Here is a 21,475-nt window from a genome sequence, read left to right on the forward strand (position 1 = left end):
CTTTAAGGGCGGGGCTTTCTGTTTTTATCTGAACATGTTCTTGAGTTTGCTCAATTTGGTGGCCATATCTTCCTCTTCTGCCGGTTCCTCTTTACGGGCGGCGGCTCTAGGTTTTCCGGCTCCACCACTGGCTGGGCGGGCGGCCTGCGGATCTGCTTTCATGGAGAGGGCAATGCGCTTGCGGCTCACCTCTACCTCCAGCACCGTCACGTCCACGCGCTGGCCAACTTTTACTACTTCATGCGGGTTGCTCACGAAGCGGTCTGACAGGTGGCTCACGTGTACCAGTCCGTCCTGGTGCACCCCAATGTCCACGAATGCGCCAAACGCGGTGATATTGGTGATAATGCCTGGTAGTTTCATGCCCTGGCGCAGGTCTTTCATCTCGTTCACGCCTTCTGTGAAGCTGAACGCCTCATAGCTCTCACGCGGGTCACGGCCCGGTTTGGATAGCTCGCTTAAAATGTCTTGTAAGGTTGGCAAACCTACCGTGTCTGAGACGTATTTCTTCAAGTCAATCTGTTTGCGGAGTTCGGCGTTCTTCAACAAATCCTCCACGGTAGCGCCCAGGTCCTTGGCCATTTGCTCTACCAAGGCGTAACGCTCTGGGTGCACGGCGCTGCCGTCTAGTGGATGTTTTCCACCCCGTATGCGCAAGAAACCAGCGGCTTGCTCAAAGGCTTTGTCTCCCAAGCGGGCTACTTTGCGGAGTTCGTTGCGGGTCTTGAACGGCCCGTTCTGGTTGCGGTAGTCCACTATGTTCTGGGCCAACTGCGGTCCCAAGCCAGACACGTACGTCAAGAGTTGCTTGCTGGCGGTGTTCACTTCCACGCCCACAGCATTCACGCAACTCATCACTACGTCATCCAGGCTATGCTTTAAAGCGTTCTGGTCCACGTCATGCTGGTACTGGCCTACGCCAATAGACTTCGGGTCTAGTTTTACCAATTCAGCCAAAGGGTCCATGAGGCGGCGACCGATGGAAACCGCGCCACGCACGGTGATGTCCTGCTCTGGGAATTCTTCACGGGCTACGTCAGAAGCCGAGTAGATGGAGGCACCGCTTTCGTTTACCATCACCACGGCAATTTCTTTGGGCAAGCCCAGTTTCTGCACGAAGGTCTCGGTCTCGCGGCTGGCGGTTCCGTTACCTATGGCAATGGCTTCAATCTGGTACTTGGCGCACATGGCCATGACCTGATGGCCGGCCGTGGTGGCTTGTCCGGCGCCGTTGTGCGGGAAGATGGCCTCATAATGCAACAGCTTGCCTTGCTCATCCAGGGCTACCACTTTACAACCGGTTCTAAAACCGGGGTCAATGGCCAAAACGCGTTTCTGGCCCAAAGGCGCAGACAAAAGCATGGGACGCAAGTTATCTGCGAATACCCGGATGGCTTCTTCATCGGCGCGTTTCTTAGAAGACATGCGCACTTCGGTTTCCATGCTCAGGCGTAGCATGCGCTTGTAGCTTTCTCTTATGGCTAGTTTCACCTGCTCAGCGGCGGCGTTGTGGCCTTTCACAAACTGGTCTTCCAGAATGTTGATGGCCGCTTCTTCCTCGGGTTGGGCGTCCAGCATGAGGACCATTTCCTTCTCGCCGCGGCGCATGGCCAGGATGCGGTGGCTGGGGGCTTTCTCAATGGGTTCGTCCCACTCAAAGTAGTCTTTGAATTTCTGGCCTTCTTCTTCCTTGCCTGGTACTACGCGTGCTTTGAACACACCCTTCTTCTCAAATAAAGTTCTGATGTTGGCGCGGGCCTCTGGATTCTCGTTCACCCATTCTGCAATGATGTCACGAGCACCGGCCAAGGCTTCCTCCGTAGATTTTACTTCTTTCTCTTCGCTTACAAAACCGGCGGCCTCTGCGGTTACGTCCACGTTGGCTTGCTCAAACAAGGTAAGGGCCAGCGGCTCCAGGCCTTTCTCACGGGCAATGGTGGCGCGGGTGCGGCGCTTGGGTTTGTACGGCAGGTAAATATCTTCCAGCACGGCCATGGTGTCGGCGGCCAGGACCTGGGCTTCTAGTTCTGGGGTGAGTTTCTCCTGGTCTCTTAAGGACTTGAGGATGCTTTCGCGGCGCTTGTCCAGTTCTCTTAACTGCTCTATGCGGTCCCGGATGGAGGCAATGGCCACTTCGTCCAAACTACCGGTCACCTCCTTGCGGTAACGGGCCACGAAGGGAACCGTGGCACCCTCATCCAACAGCTGAACCGTGGCTTCTACCTGGCGCTCACTCACTTGCAGCTCAGCCGCAATCTTCTTGAAATGGATTTCTGACATGGGGAATACAAATGATTCAAAAACTCAATAAAGCAGGCATTTTGCGTGCTTCACAGACTTCAAAGATAAGGCTTAATAAGGACAAACCACAGCCTAAACGGGTCACAAATGAGGTAGTCTGACGCTTAAAAGTGGCTTGGTTTTTGTAACTTTGGCTTGTCTAAGACCGGAACTATTTAGCAGGCCTTCGGCTTTGCCTTGATACATAACCGCTTGTGTTTGAGACTTTTTAAACGACTTTACCTTATGAAGAAACTGTTTTTACTGGCCGCCTTAGTGGTAGCTTCTTATACTGCCTCGGCACAAACTGCAACCCCTACTACCCCAGAAGCCCGCGCCAAGGCCATGACCAGCTCTATGCGTCAGCATTTGGGATTGACCGGTGCCCAAGTGGTGAAGATTGAAGAAATCAATCTGCGTGCCATTCAGCAGATGGAGCAAGCCAAGAAAGACTTGAAAGGCGACCCTAGAAAGTTGAAGACCATGATGGACCAGATCAGCAGTACCCGCCTGATGGCCCTAAAAGAGCAGATGACGCAGCCGCAGTTCTTGAAATACCAGCAGCAGCGCGAAAAGAAAATGGGCATCTCTACCGAAGCCGGTGCCGCCCCCGGCGGTGCGCCTGGCATGAAGAACAGCGCCTACGACTATAGCAACTAGTTAGACACAAGGATTAAGATATAAGACTCAAGACCTTGGGGTTTATATTTATTGATACTTAATTCGTTTTTGGCCTCTTTTGCCAGAAATAGCCTAAAAACAGAAAAGCCCCGCTCAAGAGCGGGGCTTTTCTGTTTTATCAAGGGATTGTGTTATATCATCTCTAGTAAACCAAGCACCAGGAACACTACCCCCACAATGGCGACAATGGAGCCTAACAGACCAAGGTGCGGAAGAATACCAATCAAGACACCGGCCAGAATCAAAATCAGACCAATTTTGATGTAGCCGTTGACAGCGTTGGCTTTCTTGCCGCTTTTGGCATCGCGCTTGATCTTAGAAGCCACTTTCATGAACTTCTTGTTAGCCGAGGCCGCCTCTACGGTTTTGTTCATGTCAACAGGGGCGGTTGCTGTTGCAGTAGCTACTGCAGACGTAGTCAATGGAGCCGTTCTGGTCACAGTTCTTGAAGCCACTGGCTTGGCTACGCTTGCCTCTAAAGGAAGCGGAGCTGGTGTTGACACGGGAGCGCTTGTAACAGGTGCTTCTACTTGCGCTACTGTGATTACTTTTTCTGAAGAAGCTGATTTAGTATAGGCAGGCTTAGAGGCTACGGTATGATCAAAGTATTGACCAGAGCTACAGCCTATCATGAACTGGCTAGCCACGCCGCAAACTAGCATTGAGAGTAAAGATTTAATCTTCATAGTGAAAGGGATTAAGAATGTTGTGGTGCAAATTTAGCAGGATTACGTAGTCTTACGCAGATGCTGATGAATAAGTATTTAGATTCGCAGTTAGTACGTGAGCCCTAACGTCTGGTTGGGCCAATATGGTATAAATTATTTTGACGTTGAAGGATTTTCAGAATCAGCGCATCCAACTTTTAAACATCTGCTTCAATCTTCTTTTAAGTAACAAAACCCAAAACCTGCGTGCGCAAAATCATCCATATAGACATGGACGCCTTCTTCGCCTCTGTAGAGCAGCGCGATAACCCTGCCCTGCGCGGAAAGCCTGTGGCAGTGGGTGGTACCAAGGCGCGGGGCGTAGTAGCGGCGGCCAGTTATGAGGCGCGGCAGTTTGGCGTGTATTCAGCCATGCCCAGTTCTATTGCGCTGCGAAAGTGTCCAACGCTCATCATGGTGCCCACTCGCTTTGAGGTCTATCAACAAGTCTCCAGACAGATACGCGAGGTCTTCCTGCGCTACACAGATCTGGTAGAACCACTTTCCCTAGATGAGGCCTATCTGGATGTGACGGAGAATAAGTTCGGGCTGAAGTCTGCCATGTACATTGCCTTGCGCATAAAGCAGGAGATTTTGCAGGAGACCAGACTGACGGCTTCAGCAGGCGTGTCCTTTAATAAATTTCTGGCCAAGGTGGCATCGGGCACCAATAAACCAGACGGCATCACGGTCATCATGCCAGATGAGGCTCAAGCCTTTGTAGAAGCCCTGCCCATTGAGAAGTTCTATGGAATTGGGGATGTGACTGCGGCTAAGATGAAACAGCTGGGCATCCATACTGGCGCCGACTTGAAAGCCCGATCGGAAGCAGATTTGCGCCGGCACTTCGGGAAATCAGGCACGTACTTTTACCAGATTGCCCGCGCCCAGGATGACCGTTTGGTAGAGCCCAATCGCATTAGAAAGAGCATTGGCTCTGAGCGCACCTTTGGCCAGGACCTGGAAACCGAGGAAGAGATGCTGCCGGAGCTAAGACGCATTGCGGAAGAAGTGGCCTATGACCTGCACCGCCTGGAAGCCTCGGGCAAGACCGTCACGCTCAAGCTCAAGTACCATGACTTCACCTTGAACACCCGCAGCAAGACCTTCTTCTCCAACGTCCGCACCGAAGACGTCATTCTAGACATCGCTGCCGAACTGCTGCACTCCCCTGCATTCCCGGCCAAACCCATCAGGCTATTGGGTATTACCGTGTCTAACCTCAGCTACGGCCAACAGCAAAGCGGCCAGCTGTCGTTTCCTTTTTGATTGTTGGTTGTTGATTGCTGGTTGCTAATTGTTAGTTGCTGATTGTTGGATGCTAGCTAGAAGGACTATCACATCAAAATCATCCTCCTCTTTGTCATCCTGAAAGGACCTTGTGGGCGAACTAGACAGGCGTTTGATTAAGTGCTATTACTTTCTCCTTTGTAGAGACCAGGCACTGCCTTGTCTCCCAAGCATTCCCATCTTCTTCTCGATCTATCTTCTGATGTAAACACCCCCCTTCTGAGCTACGCTCGGTGCCTCAAATGTTCATTTGGGCAATTCACAAGAGGAGAAATCTGCGTTAAAATAAAGCCTCTGCAGCTTGCCTATAAGGTCCTTTCAGGATGACAAAACAGGGATGCATCCTCATTTTCCGTTTTTTGCCTATTTTCACCAAAACAAACCAAAAACGCCATGGAAGCCCACCCAGACTACATCGCCCAGAACAAACACGCTTGGAACCTGAGAACGGGGGTCCACAAAGACTCTGCGTTTTATGATGTAGAAGCCTTTAAGCAGGGAAAGAGCAGTCTCAACCCGTTGGAATTAGAGGCGTTAGGCGATGTTACAGGCAAAAAGCTTCTGCATTTGCAATGTCACTTTGGGCAGGACACGCTTTCCTGGGCCAGATTGGGCGCGAAGGCCACCGGGGTAGACTTGTCAGATGCGGCCATTGAATTGGCTCAGCAGTTAAACCAAGAACTGGGCTTAAACGCCGTATTTGTCTGCTGTAACATCTATGACCTGCCGCAACATTTGCAAGGGGAATATGACATTGTGTTCACCTCGTATGGCACCATCGGTTGGCTTCCAGACTTAGACAAGTGGGCGGAGGTAGTTAACCATTTCTTGAAGCCCGGCGGCACGTTTTTCATAGCAGAGTTTCATCCGGCCATCTGGATGTTTGACAACAACTTCAGCTACATCCAATACCCTTACTTTAATACCGGCGGCCCCATCATTGAAGAATCAACTGGTACTTACACTGACCGTGATGCGCCCATCCAATACACAGAATATTCCTGGAACCACGCCTTGAGTGAAGTTCTGACGGCTTTGCTTAATCCAGGATTGCACTTGGTGGAGTTTAAAGAACTGCCCTACTCCTACTATAACTGCTTTGCCAATATGGAACAGGGTACAGACGGCTTTTGGCGCATTAAAGGCATGGACGAGAAACTACCCATGATGTATTCTTTGAAAATGGTGAAGCCTTAAAATTCACTATAGCTTATGCGTTGTTAATGAATCAAACGCATTTTCCCTTTAAACACGAAGGCCTTGCTTTAACCAGTAAAGCAGGGCCTTCGCGTTTGTAAAGCAATCTTAGCTACCTAGAAAATCTCGTGCAGTTCTCTTTTCAGGAATTGAAGGGCCTGGGCAGTGGGGTCTATGTCATTGTGCAGGACGTTTTCCAAGATGCGCTTGGCCAGCTCGGTGCCGCGGCTGTTTTCTGGCAGGGTCTGGTAGTTCTGGTTTATCATGGTCACCACGTCTTCCTTGGCCTTCTTCACCTGTTGCCAGGCCGCCTCGCTCATGTACAGTTGCTGGGATAGGTTGTGGGTGTATTCAGCTCTAATTTCTTGAGATAACTGGGCCTGAAACTCAGGGGCTGTCATGCCAGAGGGGCTTACTCTGATGAGCAGGTTGCTGGGCGTGATGCGCTCTAGAAACAGAATCACGCGCTCATAGGCCTGCAGTCTGATGGGCAGAATGACATCACTGTTCTTCAGGCGAATCTCAAGAAGGCGTTTGCGGTAGTCGCGCTCCATGTAGCGCTGGGTGAGCAGGTACATGCCGCCGCCCACCAATAAGGCTGGAATGAGGCTTAGGGCAAGAAGCAACAGCAAGGTGGAGGTATCTAAGGTCATAGGTTTGGCGAAGGTTTAGGTTGTAAATATCGTTAAAAAACGAAGAACGTTTTACTGAATCATTTTACCGGTTTTCAGGTTACTTATAGTATAGCGCTGATTTATAAAAACAGCCTAGTTTTTAGTACCTTTGCCACGCATAAGCCAAATTACTATGGAAAGCACAACTGTAAAAACAGCTCCAATTGCACTCACCGAACGCGCTCTGGCAGAGGTGAAAGTGATTTTGAAAGATAAGAACGTTCCGGCCGAATACGGCCTTCGGATTGGGGTACAAGGCGGCGGTTGCTCTGGCATGTCGTACTTGTTGGGTTTTGACAAGCCCAAAGACGCCGATGAGGTTTTCCAGCTGGACGGTGTTCAGTTGATTATGGACAAGAAGCACGCCATGTATGTGCTGGGCATGGAGGTGGACTTCCAAGATGGCTTGAACGCCCGCGGATTTGTCTTCAATAACCCCCAAGCCAAAAGCACCTGCGGTTGCGGAAGCTCTTTCTCTGCATAACATTCCTTTCTTTTATAGTCAAAAGGCCTGCTCTAAGAGCAGGCCTTTTGTTTTTGGGCTGATTTGGCAGAAACAGGCCAAAAACGATTTTGATTTTGTGTTCAACCTCACTAAAAGATTTGAGCGTAGGGGCAATCCCTTGTGGTTGCCCATTGCTGTTCCTCCTGCATTTGGGCAACCACAAGGGATTGCCCCTACTTGGTCGTTTTTAGCCTATTTCCGGCAAAAGAGGCTAAAAACGACAATCTTTACATCTTTACATCTACACATTTTCAAATCTGCACAATTTCAAATTTCCCAATAGCACATCAACACATTAAATTATCAGCACATTAATAAGTTTTTGTCATAGTGGCTGGCACAGCTAAAACAATGTCAGCTCTGGAAAGATGTTCTTTCTCAAGCTTATCTAACTGCCCTTGCGAAACAGTGGAAATGGTCACCACTTTTAACTCGGGCCGAAGTCTTTTCAAATACCAAAGAATGCCCTCATGGTGGTCTGAGTGGTAAGAGCCGTTGAGGTGGAGAAAGCGCTGGCCTTGCTTGAGGTTCTGGTGGATGGACTGGGCCATAGTCGCGTCTTTTAGGGCCTGGGCTTCAATAATCTGAGTAGCAGAAGCCGAGGTACCGTGCGCATCGCCAAACATACTGCGCATTTTCTTGTAGCCCGGCAGTTCCATGTCTACGGTGAGCGGTAATAGCGCCAGCCATTGCTTTTCTGTTTGGGGCTGAGCATCCAAGCCTTTCAATCCTTCTCTGGCTACCACTCGGGCTAACCGGCGTGGGGCGTTGGTGGCAATGACTTTGATTTGATGCTCTTTGGCGAAGGCAAGAATAGGTTTATAGTCGGTGGCGAAGTTGGGCCAGGCACGGCTTCTCTCCAGAAAGACAGGTTCCTCCAATTGACCAAGTAAGAAGGAATCCACCGCAGATTGCGTGTCGGTTTCCCACATTTCGGCGCCTATGACCAAGTTGCCTTTGTGAAGCAGGTGCAGGTCTTGGGCCAGTTCCAGTTGCAACCAATGGGCAATGGGGTCATTGTGCTGTTCCCCGAAGAAGACCACGTCTGCCTTTGCTAGCTCCTTCAGCACTTTCTCATAGGGAACGGATTTACCCTTGCTGGTAAACAACCTATAGGCAGGCTTGTCTGTCTTAAAGGACATCAGGAACAATGGGGCTAGTAAAAGAGACAGCAGTTTTCTCATAGCTCAAAAAGGAAACCAGTAATTACTTTAAAGGCCGACAGAGGGATTTTACAGCATTGTTTTTAGCTTGATTTCTGGAAAACAAGCCAAAAATGAAATTGCATTTTCATAAACCAATTAATTCTCATCCAGCCCAACTCGATTTTATTTCACCAACCCACTCGTTATTCTGTTTGATTAACTCTATGCCCAATCCTGTACCACACATAAAGTTAAACCTACAGTCATTGTTAATCCAAGTTACACAGGACTGCTGAACTTTAAGTTTAGCAGAGTTATCATCAAAAGCCAGTATCTCAACCTCCAAAACTTTTATGGACCTATCCTTTGAAATCAAGCCACACGCCTGCTTTTCTGTGATTACTTTAAAATTTAGGGAATCTATTTTAGGTAGAAGCTTTTCATCTATTCCATGCAAAATAACTAGAATCGAATCAGTTGACTTTACGTGTGCTTCTTCATTAACGTATTCTATTGAACTGGTTAATGATTCAATGGAAATTGATAATGTATCAGCAAAAGCTGTTCTCAACCCTTCTTCTAGTATATGCGAGGTGCTATTGGAAGGAATAGACTCTTTTTCTTTAACACAGGATTGACTAAAGAATAATATGCTTACGTAAAAAGTACTTAAGATTACATGAGCTATACTTCTCGTCATCATCACCTGAATCGCTTTAAAACCTTAAATACTATCAATTCCAGCTTTTCAATCACCCCTTATAAAACAGCCACTTAGAGAGTTCGCGGTAATTCACTTTCTTGCCATACATCAAAATACCTACGCGGTAAATGCGGGCGGCTACCCAGGTAGTGCCAATAAACCCGAAGATGAGCAACAGCATGGACAAGGCCAGTTCCCAGCCCGGCACGCCAAACGGTAGGCGCAACATCATGACCACCGGTGAGGTGAAGGGAATCATGGACATCCAGAAAGCCACAGCGCCATTCGGGTTTTTGATGATGATGGTCTGGGCCACTATAAAGGACAAGATGAGCGGAATGGTGATGGGGAGCATGAACTGCTGACTGTCGGTTTCTGAGTCGACGGCCGCACCCACGGCCCCAAACAAGGCACCGTACAGCAAGTAGCCGCCCAAGAAGTAAAACAGGAAGCACCCTACCAGCAAAGGCACATTGAGGTTGTCCAGAGCGCTCTTAATCTCAAATACTTCTTGTGCCTGGGTCGCCTCTTTCTCGGTGTCCATTTGTTGTATGGTCTGCCCAATGTTGGCCTGTGAGAAACGGTCCAACTCAAATTGAGAAGACACCACCGAGGTGATGGCAGTTGTCAGGATTATCCAGAGCAGGAACTGCGTGAGGCCCACGGCGGCTATGCCCATAATCTTGCCTGCCATCAATTGGAACGGCTTTACCGAAGACACCATCACTTCCAGTATGCGGCTGGTTTTCTCTTCTATGACACCGCGCATAATCTGGGCACCGTAGATGAAGATGAACAGGTAAACCAGGATTGCCCCAAAAATCCCTGCCCCCGAGGTCACACCCACGTTACTGCTTTTCTCGCCCTCGGCGCTTAGGTTAATGGTGCTGATGTTGACATCGGTCTTAATCTGGTCCAGTACCTTTTGGTCAATGCCCGACTTAGAGAACTTGATGGCCTCTACCTCCTTTTGCACCTGACGCTCTAGCTTAGAAGCCAGAGAAATGCTGGCGCTTTTCTGCGAGAACAGCTGAATGCCCTGAGGTTTGTCTAAGTTCAGTTGTGGGATGTACAGCAAGGCCGCGTCCTCGGTTTTCAGGTACTCTTCCTTGGCTTTCTGCACCGGTCCGCCCACGGTGACAAACTTTATCTCTTCGGTAGACTTCAACTTACTGGCCAGAATGCCGCTCGCATCCAACACCTGAATCACCTTGGCGTCATCTGACATAGTGGCTAACCAGATGGGAATCACCATGACCATGGCCATGAGCAAAGGCCCCAGAATAGTCATGACAATGAAGCTTTTCTTTCTTACCCGCACCAGGTACTCGCGCTGAAAAATCAACCAAATCTTACCCATGGTGTATCTCCTCTGTTACGGTTTTAATGAAAATATCATGAATGCTGGGCACCTTTTCCTGAAAACAATGCACCTCCACTCTGTCTAATAAATAGCGAAGCAAGTCATTGGGGCTGATGTTGGGCTCCAACTGTACCTCGGCCTTAAAATGATTGCCTTCCTGTTGTTGCTGAATGACTTTGAAATCTGGAGAGGTGATGAGCAGTTTGCCTTCGCCCTCTAGCGTGTACAGATGGTTTTTGTAATTGGCTTTGATGGATTTCAGGCTACCGTCCAGCACCTTCTCAGACTTATGAATGAGCGCGATGTGGTCACACAACTGCTCCACCGATTCCATGCGATGCGTAGAGAAAATGATGGTACAGCCCTGCTCCTTCAGCTTCAGGATTTCATCCCGGATGATATTGGCATTCACCGGGTCGAAGCCCGAAAAGGGCTCGTCCAGAATCAACAGCTTGGGCTCATGCAGGACGGTGGCAATGAACTGTACCTTCTGTTGCATGCCCTTGGACAGGTCCTCTACATTTTTTGTGAGCCACTCACGCAGGTTCAGGCGGTCTGCCCAGATTTTGATTTTGGCGGTAGCATCAGATTTAGTCAGGCCACGAAGCCTGGCTAAGTAGATTAACTGCTCCCCTACTTTCATCTTCTTGTAAAGACCGCGCTCCTCAGGCAGATAGCCTACTTGTTGAATATGCTCAGGTCGTAGCGGCTCGCCGTCTAACAACACTTGGCCTTCGTCGGCGGCCGTAATCTGGGTGATGATTCTGATGAGCGACGTCTTGCCTGCCCCGTTAGGCCCCAACAGCCCAAAGATGCTCCCCGTGGGCACGTCAAAGGAAACGTTGTTGAGGGCTCTATGGGCTTCATACTGTTTGCTGACGCCTTTTATCTGTAGAATTGGTTGCAATGCAAAGTGGTTTAAATCCAATATGCTAAGCTACTGGAAACTGTTGCATGGTGCAAATGCCTACTCTTTCGTTTTTGGGTTGATTTCCAGAAAACAGCCCGAAAACGACAACGGCCGCTCTCCAAAAGGAAAGCGGCCGTCGCATAAATCTATCTTGACTCGCGACTCGCGACTATTTATTGAAAGTACTCCTTCATTTTCTCAAAGAAGCCTTTCTCGTTCTTGCCTGGGTTTGGCGCGAAGTTAGGTGAGTCGCGGAGTTTCTCCAGAATCTGGCGCTCCTCTGCGTTCACGTTTTTAGGCGTCCAAACGTTGATATGAATCAATTGGTCACCTTTGCCATAGCCGTTCACCTCTGGAATACCCTTGCCGCGCAGCCTTAAGATTTTGCCCGATTGGGTGCCTGGGTCAATCTTAATCTTCACCTTGCCTTCAATGGTAGGTACTTCCAGGCTGGTGCCCAAGGTAGCGTCCACAATGCTCACGTACTGCTCAAACATGACGTTGTTGCCGTCACGGCGCAGGGTTGGATGCTCTTCTTCTTCAATCTGAATAAGCAAATCACCCGGGATACCGCCGCGCTCCGGCACGTTGCCTTTGCCGCTCATAGAAAGTTGCATGCCATCTGCCACACCAGCCGGCACATTGATAGAGATAACCTCCTCACGTAACTGACGACCTTCGCCATGGCACACATCACATTTCTGGCTCACCATCTTGCCCTCGCCGTGGCAGGTAGGACAGGTAGACGCAGACACCATCTGGCCCAGCATGGTGTTCACCACGCGTTTCACCTGGCCCTGACCTTGGCAGGTACCACAAGTCTGTAAGGCGGTTCCATTTTTAGAACCGTTTCCGTCACACGTGTTACAGGCTTCGTAGCGTTTTACTTTGATTTTCTTCTCAACGCCTTTAGCTACTTCTTCCAGGTTCAGCTTAAGCTTGATGCGCAGGTTACTGCCTTTGCGCATTCTCTTGCCGCCGCGCTGGCCGCCACCGAAGAAGCTTTCAAAGCCGCCTCCACCGCCGCCACCGAAGATGTCGCCGAACTGGGAGAAGATGTCTTCCATGTTCATACCGCCGCCTCCTCCGAAGCCGCCGTTCATGCCTTGGTGCCCAAATTGGTCATAGCGCTGACGTTTCTGCTCATCGCTTAGAACCTCATAGGCTTCTGCGGCTTCTTTGAACTTGTCCTCAGCGGTAGGGTCATCTGGGTTTTTGTCAGGGTGAAACTTGATGGCAATCTTGCGGTATGCCTTCTTAATCTCATCCTGCGCGGCCCCCTTAGAGACACCTAGCACTTCATAATAATCTCTCTTAGTTGCCATGGCTTCTTATGCTCCTATCACCACTTTCGCAAAGCGAACTACCTTCTCATTGAGGTAATAGCCTTTCTCCACCTGGTCAATAACTTTTCCTTTCATGTCTTCACTAGGCGCCGGAATCTGGGTGATGGCCTCATGTACCTCGGCGTCAAACGGCTGACCAACGGCTTCCATCGCTTTCAATCCTTTCTGTTGCAACAGGTTCTGGAACTTGCTGAAAATTAGCTCCACGCCTTCTCGCACCGCGTTCACGTCCTGCGCGTCTTTCATGGCCGCCTGGGCACGTTCCAAATCATCCAGCACCGGAATCAAGGCCACCATCAATTCTTGGTTAGCAGTCTTGAATAGCTCCAACCGCTCCTTTGAGGTACGGCGTCTGAAGTTGTCAAATTCGGCGTGCAGGCGCAGGTACTTGTCGCGCAGTTCATCTGCCTCAGAAGCGCTTTTGTCTTCTGTCGCCGGTTCCTCTGTTTCACCAATCTGCTCTTCCTCGTGTTCAGGAGTGGGAGCTTCTAACCCTTCATGGTGTTCTGGTTGTATATTTTCTTCTTCTTGAGGATGTTGTTCGGTTGCTTTACTCATATCTATCCTGACAGATTATGTATTTCTATTCAAACATCAATTAGGTGCCAAGGCAAAGACAACTACTTTGCCAAACCGCTTTTTATGTCATTCTGACACAATCTCCTTCATTAAGCCCTAAATTTTGGGCGAAGAGTTGGCAGAGCGATTATGGGTTTTCTATTGGCAGGCAAATAAAGTCTTGTCGTTTTTGGCCCGTTTTCTGGAAAACAGGCCAAAAACGACAAGAAGTTTAGGATTCAGATTTGGTCTTAGGCCTCTTGCAAGGCTTTCCAAATCATGTCCTTCAACTGCATGATGTTCTTGTTGGTCATGCTGGAGATAAAGATGGCCGGAAGGTCTTTGGGCAGGGTGGCACGCATTTCGGCTTCCAGTTCCTCGTCCAATAAATCCGACTTGGTCACAGCCAAAAGCCGTTGCTTTTGCAAAAGCTCGGGGTTGAACGTGCGCAATTCATTCACCAACACTTCATACTCAGCGGCAATGTCTGGACTCTCTGCTGAAATCATAAAGAGCAGAATGGAGTTGCGCTCAATGTGTTTCAAGAACCGGATGCCTAGTCCTTTGCCTTCAGAGGCGCCTTCAATAATCCCCGGAATGTCTGCCATCACGAAGGACTTGTAGTCGCGGTAAGCAACTACGCCTAGGTTAGGCACCAAGGTGGTGAACGGGTAGTTGGCAATCTTCGGCGTAGCCGCAGATACCACCGATAGTAAGGTTGACTTACCGGCGTTCGGGAAACCTACCAGACCCACGTCTGCCAGTAACTTCAACTCCAGAATGGTCCATTCCTCTAAACCGGGCTCGCCGGGTTGGGCATGGCGCGGTGTCTGGTTGGTAGGCGATTTGAAGTGGGCGTTGCCTAGGCCTCCCCTTCCACCAGGTGTGATGATGATTTCCTGGTCGTGCTCCGTGATTTCGGCTTTAATTTCACCGGTCTCCGCGTCACGGGCTATGGTACCAATGGGCACTTCTAGAATGATGTCATCACCGTTGGCACCCGTTGAATGGCTAGACCCGCCTGAGCCGCCTGGCTGGGCAATTACGTGCTTCTGAAACTGCAAGTGCAACAAGGTCCAAAGCTGGGAATTGCCTTTGAGGATGATGTGACCGCCACGGCCACCGTCACCGCCGTCAGGTCCGCCTTTGGCGTTTTTCTTGTCCCTGTGCAAGTGGGCAGATCCTGCACCACCGTGCCCAGAACGGCAACATATTTTAACGTAGTCGATGAAATTGGATGACGACATTTTTTTAATTAAAAATTAGAAATTAGAAATTAAGAGTTGTGGCAAAAAATGGAAGCTTTTTGACGCTATGCTCTTTGCAAACTACTCTTAAGCAGTCTATGGCAACCTTAACTTCTAACAGATTAATAACATAAAAACCATCTGGCATTGGAGTACCAGATGGTTTTTAGACAATAGGTTTATTTTAAAAGGAGGTTAAGCCACTTGGCACGCCTCTATAATTTCACAGCTCTTAGTAAAGATTTCTTCAATCTCGCCAATTCCGTCCACGGCGTAGAACTTGCCTTGCTGGGCGTAGTAGTCAGCTACCGGCGTGGTCTTGGTGTTGTATTCCTGCACGCGTTTTCTGATTAAGGTCTCATCTGCGTCATCTGGTCTGCCAGAGGTCTTGCCTCTATTAAGAAGGCGCTTGGTCAGTTCCTCTTCGTCCACCTGCAAAGCAATCATGCAGCTAATGCCCTGGTCATACTTCTGTAACAGTTGGTCCAATGCTTCGGCCTGAGGCACAGTGCGCGGGAAGCCGTCAAAGATAAAACCGGCGGCAGAGCGGTTGTCGGCAATTTTGCTTTCAATCATGCCAATCACTACTTCATCTGGCACCAGCAGGCCCTCGTCCATAAGTTTCTTCGCCTGAAGACCCAATTGGGTACCCTGCGCGATTTCTGAGCGCAACAAATCACCTGTAGACAGGTGGATAAGCTGATACTTTTCAATCAGTTTCTGGCTTTGTGTGCCTTTGCCTGCACCTGGAGGACCAAATAGTACGATGTTCAGCATGTGTTGATTGGTAGAGAAAGAGCAAAAATAAGAATTAAATCTTGCAAACCACAGGACTATAGGAAGAGTTCCTGGCAGAGGACTCGCGTTTTTGGTCTAATTTCTGGAAAACAGGTCAAAAACGAAAGGCTGTAGACGCTACATTACTTTATAGATGTCTCTAAGGTTACGTCCCAAGCCGTTGTAATCCAGTCCATAACCCACCACAAACTCACCGGGCACCGAGATGGCCGGATACTTGATGGAAAGGTTGTGCTCCAGACACTCTGGCTTGATGAGCATGGTGGCCACTTCTACAGAGGCCACACCCTTCTCCCGTAACTGTGGCAATAAACCGGCAATGGTGTTTCCGGTGTCCACAATATCCTCCACTATTACCACATGACGGCCTTCAATTTCCTGGTTCAAGCCCATGATTTCTTTGACCTTGCCCGTGCTTTTCATGTCTGCATAAGAAGAAAGCTTGATAAAGGAAATCTCACACGGTATGCTCATCTCCTTCATGAGGTCAGAGGCGAACATGAACGAACCGTTGAGCACCGCTAGGAACAAAGGCTGTTTGCACCGGTAGTCATGGCTTATTCGGGCGGCCACCACTTCTACGCTGTGCTGGATGCGGCGCTCTGGTATGTAAAGACTGAACTGTTTATCGTGGATGGTGATGGGTTGAAGCATTGCAGTAACGAAAGACGAATTCAAAAATGGGGAAAACCGCTTGAATATAAAAGCAAAAAGCCCTCTTCCGGAGAAAAGGGCTTTTGTATGGACTGTGAATGGCAGAGGCTTAGCCTTTTACAGGCATAGCGGGTGCTTTGTATTCAATTGTTTTCTCAGCATCTACCTTAGGCAATTGGCTCGTAGTTTCTGTGGTATCAATGCGGTTTTCTGGTGCTGGAGCGGAGGTGTCATGCGGGGCAATCACTAAATAAACGATACGTATGAATTAAAATTAAATACTATAAAATATTTAAAATATATTAAAGATACAACATCCTTAAGACACATCAAATACAACGACTAGAATCCAGTATATTTTTTTAATTTATCTAATAGTTCCTGTCCAATCTTACCCTCAAACTTTCTAGCGAATAGCTTCTTACTTTTCATTAAATTATCAAAATCACTTAAATCTAAGTTAGCAGGACTATTACCATTTCTAAATACCCAATCAATGTACCTTAAATTATCATTTACCACCCTATCCTTTAAAGGTGAATTAGCAATAATGGTTTGAAAGAATATTTCTTCAGCACAGTGACTAAATTTAAAACGATTATAATACCATTTATTATTATTTAAATAATTAAGAATATAATTCACACATACACCAGAAAGTGACCACCAAGTTGACCCCCCGTATAATTGAGGAAATCCCAAAATAAAAGTCCTTTTATAATTAATTTTTTCTTGAAATTTTAATAAAAACGAATTTAAAGTTTTAAACATTTTTTTCTTAGGATTAAAATAATCATTAAAATGCATAAATTCAAGTCTATCAATTCCTCCATTGGGCCATTTCTCTGTTGGTAAATTTCTAAATTCAATAAATTCACTATTGCCATTTTTTAAAAAATAATCCAATATATAACTAATTGGTTTAATAGGAAAATCTTGGCCTGTCAAACTATGATAAAAATCAAAATTAGAATAATTCCTACTTTCTTTTAACAAAGCAACAATTGCCTGCAAATGAGAGAAACCACCCCATTTCACATCAATTCTATCTTTTGCAAAGAACACATTATCTCTACCACTCAACTTAGCTGAACAAGGATCATCCATAAAGGATTTACTCTTTCTGTCAACATGTATAAAAAACACTGAAGACTCAGAATTCAATGAATCGATTAATTGTAATAATTGACAAGGATTTTTATAAACAGTAATTAAAAACGCGTGTTTCATATAAATACAAATAATATTAAACTTTTAAAAATAAATTTGCATATCTAGAATGCAACAAACCATATACTAACTACCGCGCAGCAATTGATTAACGACAATAATAGTTAAAGAACAATTACTACCACTTAGATTTCATCTCGACAACAAATCAATCGCAACAGATAGATTACACAAAATAAAACATCAAATTGCTTATTCACAACCCAATTCTTTTAGACAGAAAACATCATAATTAAAAACAATCAATGCATTATATCCAAAACCCAAAATTAAAAAGCCCTCTTCCGGAGAAAAGGGCTTTTGTGTGGACTATGACCGGCAGGGGCTTAGCCCTTTACCGGAGTAGCTGGCGCTTTATATTCAATTGTCTTCTCAGCTTCAACTTTTGGCAGTTGGCCTGTAGTCTCAGTAGCGTCTATGCGGTTCTCAGGTGCCGGAGCGGCGGTGTCACGCACGGCAATGTGTGGGGCAATCACTAAAGAAACGATGGACATTAACTTAATCAAGATGTTCATGGACGGGCCAGAGGTGTCTTTGAAAGGGTCACCTACGGTGTCACCGGTCACAGACGCCTTGTGCGGGTCTGAGCCTTTGTATTCCATCACGCCGTTAATCATCACGCCTTTCTCAAATGACTTCTTGGCATTATCCCAAGCACCACCAGCATTTGACTGGAACAAAGCCATCAGAACGCCAGAAACGGTTACACCGGCTAGAACGCCTCCTAAAATCTCGGCGCTGGATACCTCTTCAAACACGCCACGAAATCCAAAACCTATGATTAAAGGCACGATAAGCGCGATAGCACCTGGCAACATCATCTCGCGGAGGGCCGCTTGGGTAGAGATGGCTACGCATTTGTCATATTCGGGTTTGCCCGTTCCTTCCATAATGCCCGGAATCTCTCTGAACTGACGACGCACTTCCTGCACCATGGCCATGGCCGCTCTACCTACCGCGCTTATGGCTAAGGCGGAGAAAACAAACGGAATCATGCCGCCTATGAACAACCCAGCCAACACAGGTGCTTTGTATAAGTCAATGGAACTGATGCCTGAGATACCTACGAATGCGGCAAATAAAGCCAGAGAGGTCAATGCCGCAGAGGCAATCGCAAATCCTTTACCTGTGGCGGCAGTAGTATTTCCTACGGCATCCAGAATATCAGTGCGCTCACGTACTTCTTTGGGCAGTTCACTCATCTCTGCAATACCACCAGCGTTATCCGCTATTGGTCCGAAGGCGTCAATTGCCAACTGCATGGCGGTAGTAGCCATCATGCCCGCCGCCGCAATCGCCACTCCGTAGATACCAGCCACGGCATACGAGAACACAATACCAGCGGCCAACACGATAATCGGCATGCAGGTACTCATCATCCCCACGCTAAGCCCAGCAATAATGTTAGTTGCCGCACCCGTAGAAGACTGTTGCACGATGGAGTTCACCGGCTTGCGGCCCATAGCCGTGTAGTATTCAGTGATAAGGGAAATAAGCGTTCCTACAATCAGACCGATGATGATGGCATAGAACACGTCCATAGAGGTGAACTCAAATCTGCGCAGGCTCAAGCGTTCTGGCAACATCCAATCCACTATAAAATAAGAGGCAATAGCGGTCAAGAGCACGGAAGACCAGTTACCCATATTGAGGGCCGCCTGCACGTTTCCGCCTTCCTTCACGCGCACGAACAAAGTGCCAATCATGGAGAAGATAATGCCAAGACCAGCAATGAGCATAGGAAGGATGATGGGAGACAATCCTCCGAAGTTGTCTGTCACGGTAATCTCACGGCCCAGCACCATGGTCGCCAAGATGGTAGCCACATAAGACCCGAACAAATCGGCGCCCATACCGGCCACGTCACCTACGTTATCACCCACGTTGTCGGCGATGGTAGCAGGATTTCTAGGGTCATCCTCTGGGATGCCGGCTTCTACCTTACCTACAAGATCCGCCCCCACATCGGCGGCTTTAGTATAGATACCACCACCCACACGGGCAAAGAGGGCAATGCTTTCGGCACCCAATGAGAAGCCAGTCAACACCTCTAAGGCGCGTTCCATTTCCTCACTGCTAGCGCTGGCGCCATGCTGTTGTACGAAGTAATAATAGAAGGCAATGAACAGTGAGCCTAAGCCTAGAACGGCTAAGCCTGCAACGCCCATGCCCATCACGGCACCGCCGGTGAAGGAAACGTCTAACGCTTTGGAAAGGCTAGTACGGGCCGCCTGTGCGGTACGCACGTTGGCTTTGGTGGCAATACGCATGCCTATGAATCCGGCCAAGGCTGAGAACACAGCCCCGATGATGAAGGCCAATACAATAAGCGGAGAAGATTTTTCGCCCACATAGCCCAAGTAAAAGAGGAAGAGTGAGGCGATGATGACAAAATAGGTAAGGACTTTGTATTCGGCCTTGAGGAAGGCCATGGCACCCTCTGCAATGTAGCGGGCAATGGTGCTCATGTGCTCATTGCCGGCGTCCTGCTTGCTCACCCAAGCCGATTTGACGGCGGTGTACAAAAGTGCCAGCAGGCCAAAAGCGGGAATCGCGTAAAGAATGGTCTGCATAGAGAATTGGTTGGTTGGTTTTGTTAGTAAAAGGTAATGGTAAGCGTACGCGTAAAAGGCCTCACCCCCAGCCCCTTTCCCGTTGAGAGGGGAGCCTGCTAGAGGATTGCGTTTATTTTTTAAAAACAGCCTAAATAGCTGTATATTTTTTACCTAAATTTTACACTAACATTTCTCTCTACCTCTATCCAATCACGCCGCTAGCGCACTTTTTAAAGAGCTCTAATGAAGATCTCCTGAATTATGACCAGTATAATAAATTATAAAATTGACTCTAACTTATTGTGTCACTTGAAAGACTCTCGGTGGCGAACAGCATAGGCTATCATTAACCGCTTTACTAGCTTGACCGCCGGCCCGAAACGAGTCCGGGATGTCGCGCTTTTGCCACACTTTCAGGATGACAGCGAAGGGCTATGCCATTAGACTAACCACCACATTTCTAATTCTTAATTTCTAATTTTTAATTGCGCGAAGCCTTTCGCGCTATACTGCAAGCTAAGGTTTCTCCACTAAAAAACAAATATTCCCTATACTCTATGCACATATAGTTATAGTTTCTGCATCAGGACCTTATACAAATCAACCATGGCTTGAATGTCTCGTTTGTGGACTATCTCATTGGGCGAATGCACATGGTCTTCTGGGGCGCCAATGAAACACCAGTCCCAGGGAATGTCCCCGCGTTGTAATTCCTTACCGTCTGAGCCACCAGCATCCTCTACCTCCACTTGAAAGGGAATATGCGCTTCCTTGGCTATCTGGATAATCTTTTGGACATAACTTCGGCGTGGAATTAGTGAATCCCGTAGGGAAATGGCCACTCCGCCCCCAGCCTGCACCCCTTCAGTTACCCACGTGATGTCTGAGACCAAGGCTTGCGTCACGCCAAACTGCTCATGAATGTATTTAGCCAAGTAGCCCACAGAGCCACCGCCCGTCTCCTCCCAGCACCCGAAGGCCAATATGCCATGTTCCAGCGTCTCCGCTACTTGCAAGGCATTCCATACTCCTAATCGGTTGTCTAGGTAGCATGACTGGACTGACTCTTCAGTTTCCCGGAAATCGCATTTAAACACTAGCTCGGTGCCTCGGTCTATCTCCCGCTCAAAGTCGTAGGTAAGTTGGTGCTCTTCTTCGTCCACTCTAAGTGTGCACTCTATTTTTCCCTGGTTGTCTTCACCTACCAAAATAAACCCGTCCTCGGCCACCGGACCGCCAATCCTAACTAACTGCTTCCCGTACCTTACCATGAATCCAATAGAATCCATATGCGCGAAGATGACCGTGCGCGGTTGCCCAAACACTAACAGCAAGCAGTCCTGAAAACCTTTCCCGTGAATGAGCTCAGGTTGCACCTTCCATCGTTTTTGGTTCTCTTGCACATAGCGCAGCAAGAATTCCTTCATTTGCACTTCATTCCCCGAGGGCGCATGTATCTGGCAGAGCTGATTGAGTAGCTTCATATGGTTATTAATTATTTTGTTAAAGGTAAAAGCTTAATTAAAAAAGGAACGAAACAGTTATTAGAAGAATGTAATGTCCCTAAACTAACCAGGATAATTGCATTTAATGAAGCATCGTAACAGCAAGCCACGTTTTTAGCCTACTTTT

At 48.1% G+C, this 21,475-nt stretch carries 20 protein-coding genes; 5 read left to right on the top strand and 15 right to left on the bottom strand.

Translation table 11 applies throughout. The annotated features are described in order from the left end of the window. Nucleotides 1-24: 24 nt before the first annotated feature. Nucleotides 25-2,280 (bottom strand): Tex family protein, encoded by a 2,256-nt coding sequence (locus ABD880_RS08140; RefSeq protein WP_345164490.1) that lies wholly within the window; start codon nt 2,278-2,280, stop codon nt 25-27. A gap of 246 nt (nt 2,281-2,526) precedes the next feature. Here ABD880_RS08140 and ABD880_RS08145 point away from each other — a divergent pair, with 246 nt between their 5' ends. Beyond that, a complete protein-coding gene (locus ABD880_RS08145; protein ID WP_345164492.1) occupies nt 2,527-2,940 on the top strand; it encodes a hypothetical protein in 414 nt (137 codons plus the stop codon). Between the two features lie 152 nt (nt 2,941-3,092). Here ABD880_RS08145 and ABD880_RS08150 read toward each other — a convergent pair whose 3' ends face one another. Further along, a complete protein-coding gene (locus ABD880_RS08150) occupies nt 3,093-3,647 on the bottom strand; it encodes a hypothetical protein (RefSeq protein ID WP_345164494.1) in 555 nt (184 codons plus the stop codon). A gap of 228 nt (nt 3,648-3,875) precedes the next feature. On the opposite strand from ABD880_RS08150, the gene dinB reads away from it, so the two are divergent. Further along, complete coding sequence (dinB, locus tag ABD880_RS08155; protein WP_345164495.1) at nt 3,876-4,937, top strand: DNA polymerase IV; 1,062 nt, start codon at nt 3,876-3,878, stop codon at nt 4,935-4,937. 414 nt (nt 4,938-5,351) lie between these two features. Beyond that, nucleotides 5,352-6,155: a class I SAM-dependent methyltransferase gene (locus ABD880_RS08160; RefSeq protein ID WP_345164497.1), complete on the top strand. Its 804-nt coding sequence runs from the start codon at nt 5,352-5,354 to the stop codon at nt 6,153-6,155. A 116-nt stretch (nt 6,156-6,271) separates the two neighbouring features. Here ABD880_RS08160 and ABD880_RS08165 read toward each other — a convergent pair whose 3' ends face one another. Further along, nucleotides 6,272-6,808: a DUF7935 family protein gene (locus tag ABD880_RS08165; RefSeq protein WP_345164499.1), complete on the bottom strand. Its 537-nt coding sequence runs from the start codon at nt 6,806-6,808 to the stop codon at nt 6,272-6,274. A gap of 154 nt (nt 6,809-6,962) precedes the next feature. Here ABD880_RS08165 and ABD880_RS08170 point away from each other — a divergent pair, with 154 nt between their 5' ends. Further along, nucleotides 6,963-7,313 carry a HesB/IscA family protein gene (locus tag ABD880_RS08170; RefSeq protein WP_345164501.1) on the top strand — a complete coding sequence of 117 codons (351 nt, stop codon included), beginning with the start codon at nt 6,963-6,965 and terminating at the stop codon, nt 7,311-7,313. Further along, nucleotides 7,252-7,617: a hypothetical protein gene (locus ABD880_RS08175; protein WP_345164502.1), complete on the top strand. Its 366-nt coding sequence runs from the start codon at nt 7,252-7,254 to the stop codon at nt 7,615-7,617. Before ABD880_RS08170 ends, ABD880_RS08175 begins: the two co-directional genes overlap by 62 nt. 28 nt (nt 7,618-7,645) lie before the next feature. On the opposite strand, the gene ABD880_RS08180 is transcribed toward ABD880_RS08175, so the two are convergent. The 12 genes from ABD880_RS08180 to ABD880_RS08235 all read right to left on the bottom strand — a co-directional run bounded on the left by ABD880_RS08180 (nt 7,646) and on the right by ABD880_RS08235 (nt 21,327). Next, nucleotides 7,646-8,518, bottom strand: coding sequence for a ChaN family lipoprotein (locus ABD880_RS08180; protein ID WP_345164504.1), 873 nt, complete (start codon nt 8,516-8,518; stop codon nt 7,646-7,648). A gap of 124 nt (nt 8,519-8,642) precedes the next feature. After that, a complete protein-coding gene (locus tag ABD880_RS08185; protein WP_345164506.1) occupies nt 8,643-9,182 on the bottom strand; it encodes a hypothetical protein in 540 nt (179 codons plus the stop codon). A 49-nt stretch (nt 9,183-9,231) separates the two neighbouring features. Next, entirely contained in the window at nt 9,232-10,542 is a 1,311-nt protein-coding gene (locus ABD880_RS08190) for an ABC transporter permease (protein ID WP_345164507.1), read from the bottom strand. Then, nucleotides 10,535-11,452: an ABC transporter ATP-binding protein gene (locus ABD880_RS08195; protein WP_345164509.1), complete on the bottom strand. Its 918-nt coding sequence runs from the start codon at nt 11,450-11,452 to the stop codon at nt 10,535-10,537. The genes ABD880_RS08190 and ABD880_RS08195 overlap by 8 nt, the downstream gene beginning before the upstream one ends. Before the next feature lie 176 nt (nt 11,453-11,628). Next, nucleotides 11,629-12,780, bottom strand: a complete 1,152-nt coding sequence (gene dnaJ / locus ABD880_RS08200; RefSeq protein ID WP_345164511.1) for a molecular chaperone DnaJ — start codon at nt 12,778-12,780, stop codon at nt 11,629-11,631. A 6-nt stretch (nt 12,781-12,786) separates the two neighbouring features. Continuing rightward, a complete protein-coding gene (locus ABD880_RS08205; RefSeq protein ID WP_345164513.1) occupies nt 12,787-13,359 on the bottom strand; it encodes a nucleotide exchange factor GrpE in 573 nt (190 codons plus the stop codon). A gap of 251 nt (nt 13,360-13,610) precedes the next feature. Continuing rightward, the gene (gene obgE / locus ABD880_RS08210; protein WP_345164515.1) at nt 13,611-14,606 is read right to left on the bottom strand and encodes a GTPase ObgE; all 996 of its coding nucleotides are present in this window, start codon (nt 14,604-14,606) and stop codon (nt 13,611-13,613) included. 195 nt (nt 14,607-14,801) lie between these two features. Beyond that, complete coding sequence (locus tag ABD880_RS08215; protein ID WP_345164516.1) at nt 14,802-15,383, bottom strand: adenylate kinase; 582 nt, start codon at nt 15,381-15,383, stop codon at nt 14,802-14,804. A gap of 138 nt (nt 15,384-15,521) precedes the next feature. Then, entirely contained in the window at nt 15,522-16,058 is a 537-nt protein-coding gene (gene hpt, locus ABD880_RS08220; RefSeq protein ID WP_345164518.1) for a hypoxanthine phosphoribosyltransferase, read from the bottom strand. A gap of 342 nt (nt 16,059-16,400) precedes the next feature. After that, a complete protein-coding gene (locus ABD880_RS08225) occupies nt 16,401-17,288 on the bottom strand; it encodes a beta-1,6-N-acetylglucosaminyltransferase (RefSeq protein WP_345164520.1) in 888 nt (295 codons plus the stop codon). A 326-nt stretch (nt 17,289-17,614) separates the two neighbouring features. Beyond that, nucleotides 17,615-19,861, bottom strand: a complete 2,247-nt coding sequence (locus tag ABD880_RS08230; RefSeq protein ID WP_345164521.1) for a sodium-translocating pyrophosphatase — start codon at nt 19,859-19,861, stop codon at nt 17,615-17,617. Between the two features lie 551 nt (nt 19,862-20,412). Continuing rightward, nucleotides 20,413-21,327, bottom strand: a complete 915-nt coding sequence (locus tag ABD880_RS08235; protein ID WP_345164523.1) for an aminopeptidase — start codon at nt 21,325-21,327, stop codon at nt 20,413-20,415. Between the last annotated feature and the right edge of the window lie 148 nt (nt 21,328-21,475).

It is taken from the genome of Nibribacter koreensis (assembly GCF_039541795.1).
Lineage (GTDB): Bacteria > Bacteroidota > Bacteroidia > Cytophagales > Hymenobacteraceae > Nibribacter > Nibribacter koreensis.

Coding starts and splice junctions, on each gene's coding strand:
- ABD880_RS08140 (WP_345164490.1), bottom strand. CDS start 2,280: ATGTCAGAAATCCATTTCAAGAAGATTGCGGCTGAGCTGCAAGTGAGT.
- ABD880_RS08145 (WP_345164492.1), top strand. CDS start 2,527: ATGAAGAAACTGTTTTTACTGGCCGCCTTAGTGGTAGCTTCTTATACT.
- ABD880_RS08150 (WP_345164494.1), bottom strand. CDS start 3,647: ATGAAGATTAAATCTTTACTCTCAATGCTAGTTTGCGGCGTGGCTAGC.
- ABD880_RS08160 (WP_345164497.1), top strand. CDS start 5,352: ATGGAAGCCCACCCAGACTACATCGCCCAGAACAAACACGCTTGGAAC.
- ABD880_RS08165 (WP_345164499.1), bottom strand. CDS start 6,808: ATGACCTTAGATACCTCCACCTTGCTGTTGCTTCTTGCCCTAAGCCTC.
- ABD880_RS08170 (WP_345164501.1), top strand. CDS start 6,963: ATGGAAAGCACAACTGTAAAAACAGCTCCAATTGCACTCACCGAACGC.
- ABD880_RS08180 (WP_345164504.1), bottom strand. CDS start 8,518: ATGAGAAAACTGCTGTCTCTTTTACTAGCCCCATTGTTCCTGATGTCC.
- ABD880_RS08185 (WP_345164506.1), bottom strand. CDS start 9,182: ATGATGACGAGAAGTATAGCTCATGTAATCTTAAGTACTTTTTACGTA.
- ABD880_RS08190 (WP_345164507.1), bottom strand. CDS start 10,542: ATGGGTAAGATTTGGTTGATTTTTCAGCGCGAGTACCTGGTGCGGGTA.
- dnaJ (WP_345164511.1), bottom strand. CDS start 12,780: ATGGCAACTAAGAGAGATTATTATGAAGTGCTAGGTGTCTCTAAGGGG.
- ABD880_RS08205 (WP_345164513.1), bottom strand. CDS start 13,359: ATGAGTAAAGCAACCGAACAACATCCTCAAGAAGAAGAAAATATACAA.
- obgE (WP_345164515.1), bottom strand. CDS start 14,606: ATGTCGTCATCCAATTTCATCGACTACGTTAAAATATGTTGCCGTTCT.
- ABD880_RS08215 (WP_345164516.1), bottom strand. CDS start 15,383: ATGCTGAACATCGTACTATTTGGTCCTCCAGGTGCAGGCAAAGGCACA.
- hpt (WP_345164518.1), bottom strand. CDS start 16,058: ATGCTTCAACCCATCACCATCCACGATAAACAGTTCAGTCTTTACATA.
- ABD880_RS08225 (WP_345164520.1), bottom strand. CDS start 17,288: ATGAAACACGCGTTTTTAATTACTGTTTATAAAAATCCTTGTCAATTA.
- ABD880_RS08230 (WP_345164521.1), bottom strand. CDS start 19,861: ATGCAGACCATTCTTTACGCGATTCCCGCTTTTGGCCTGCTGGCACTT.
- ABD880_RS08235 (WP_345164523.1), bottom strand. CDS start 21,327: ATGAAGCTACTCAATCAGCTCTGCCAGATACATGCGCCCTCGGGGAAT.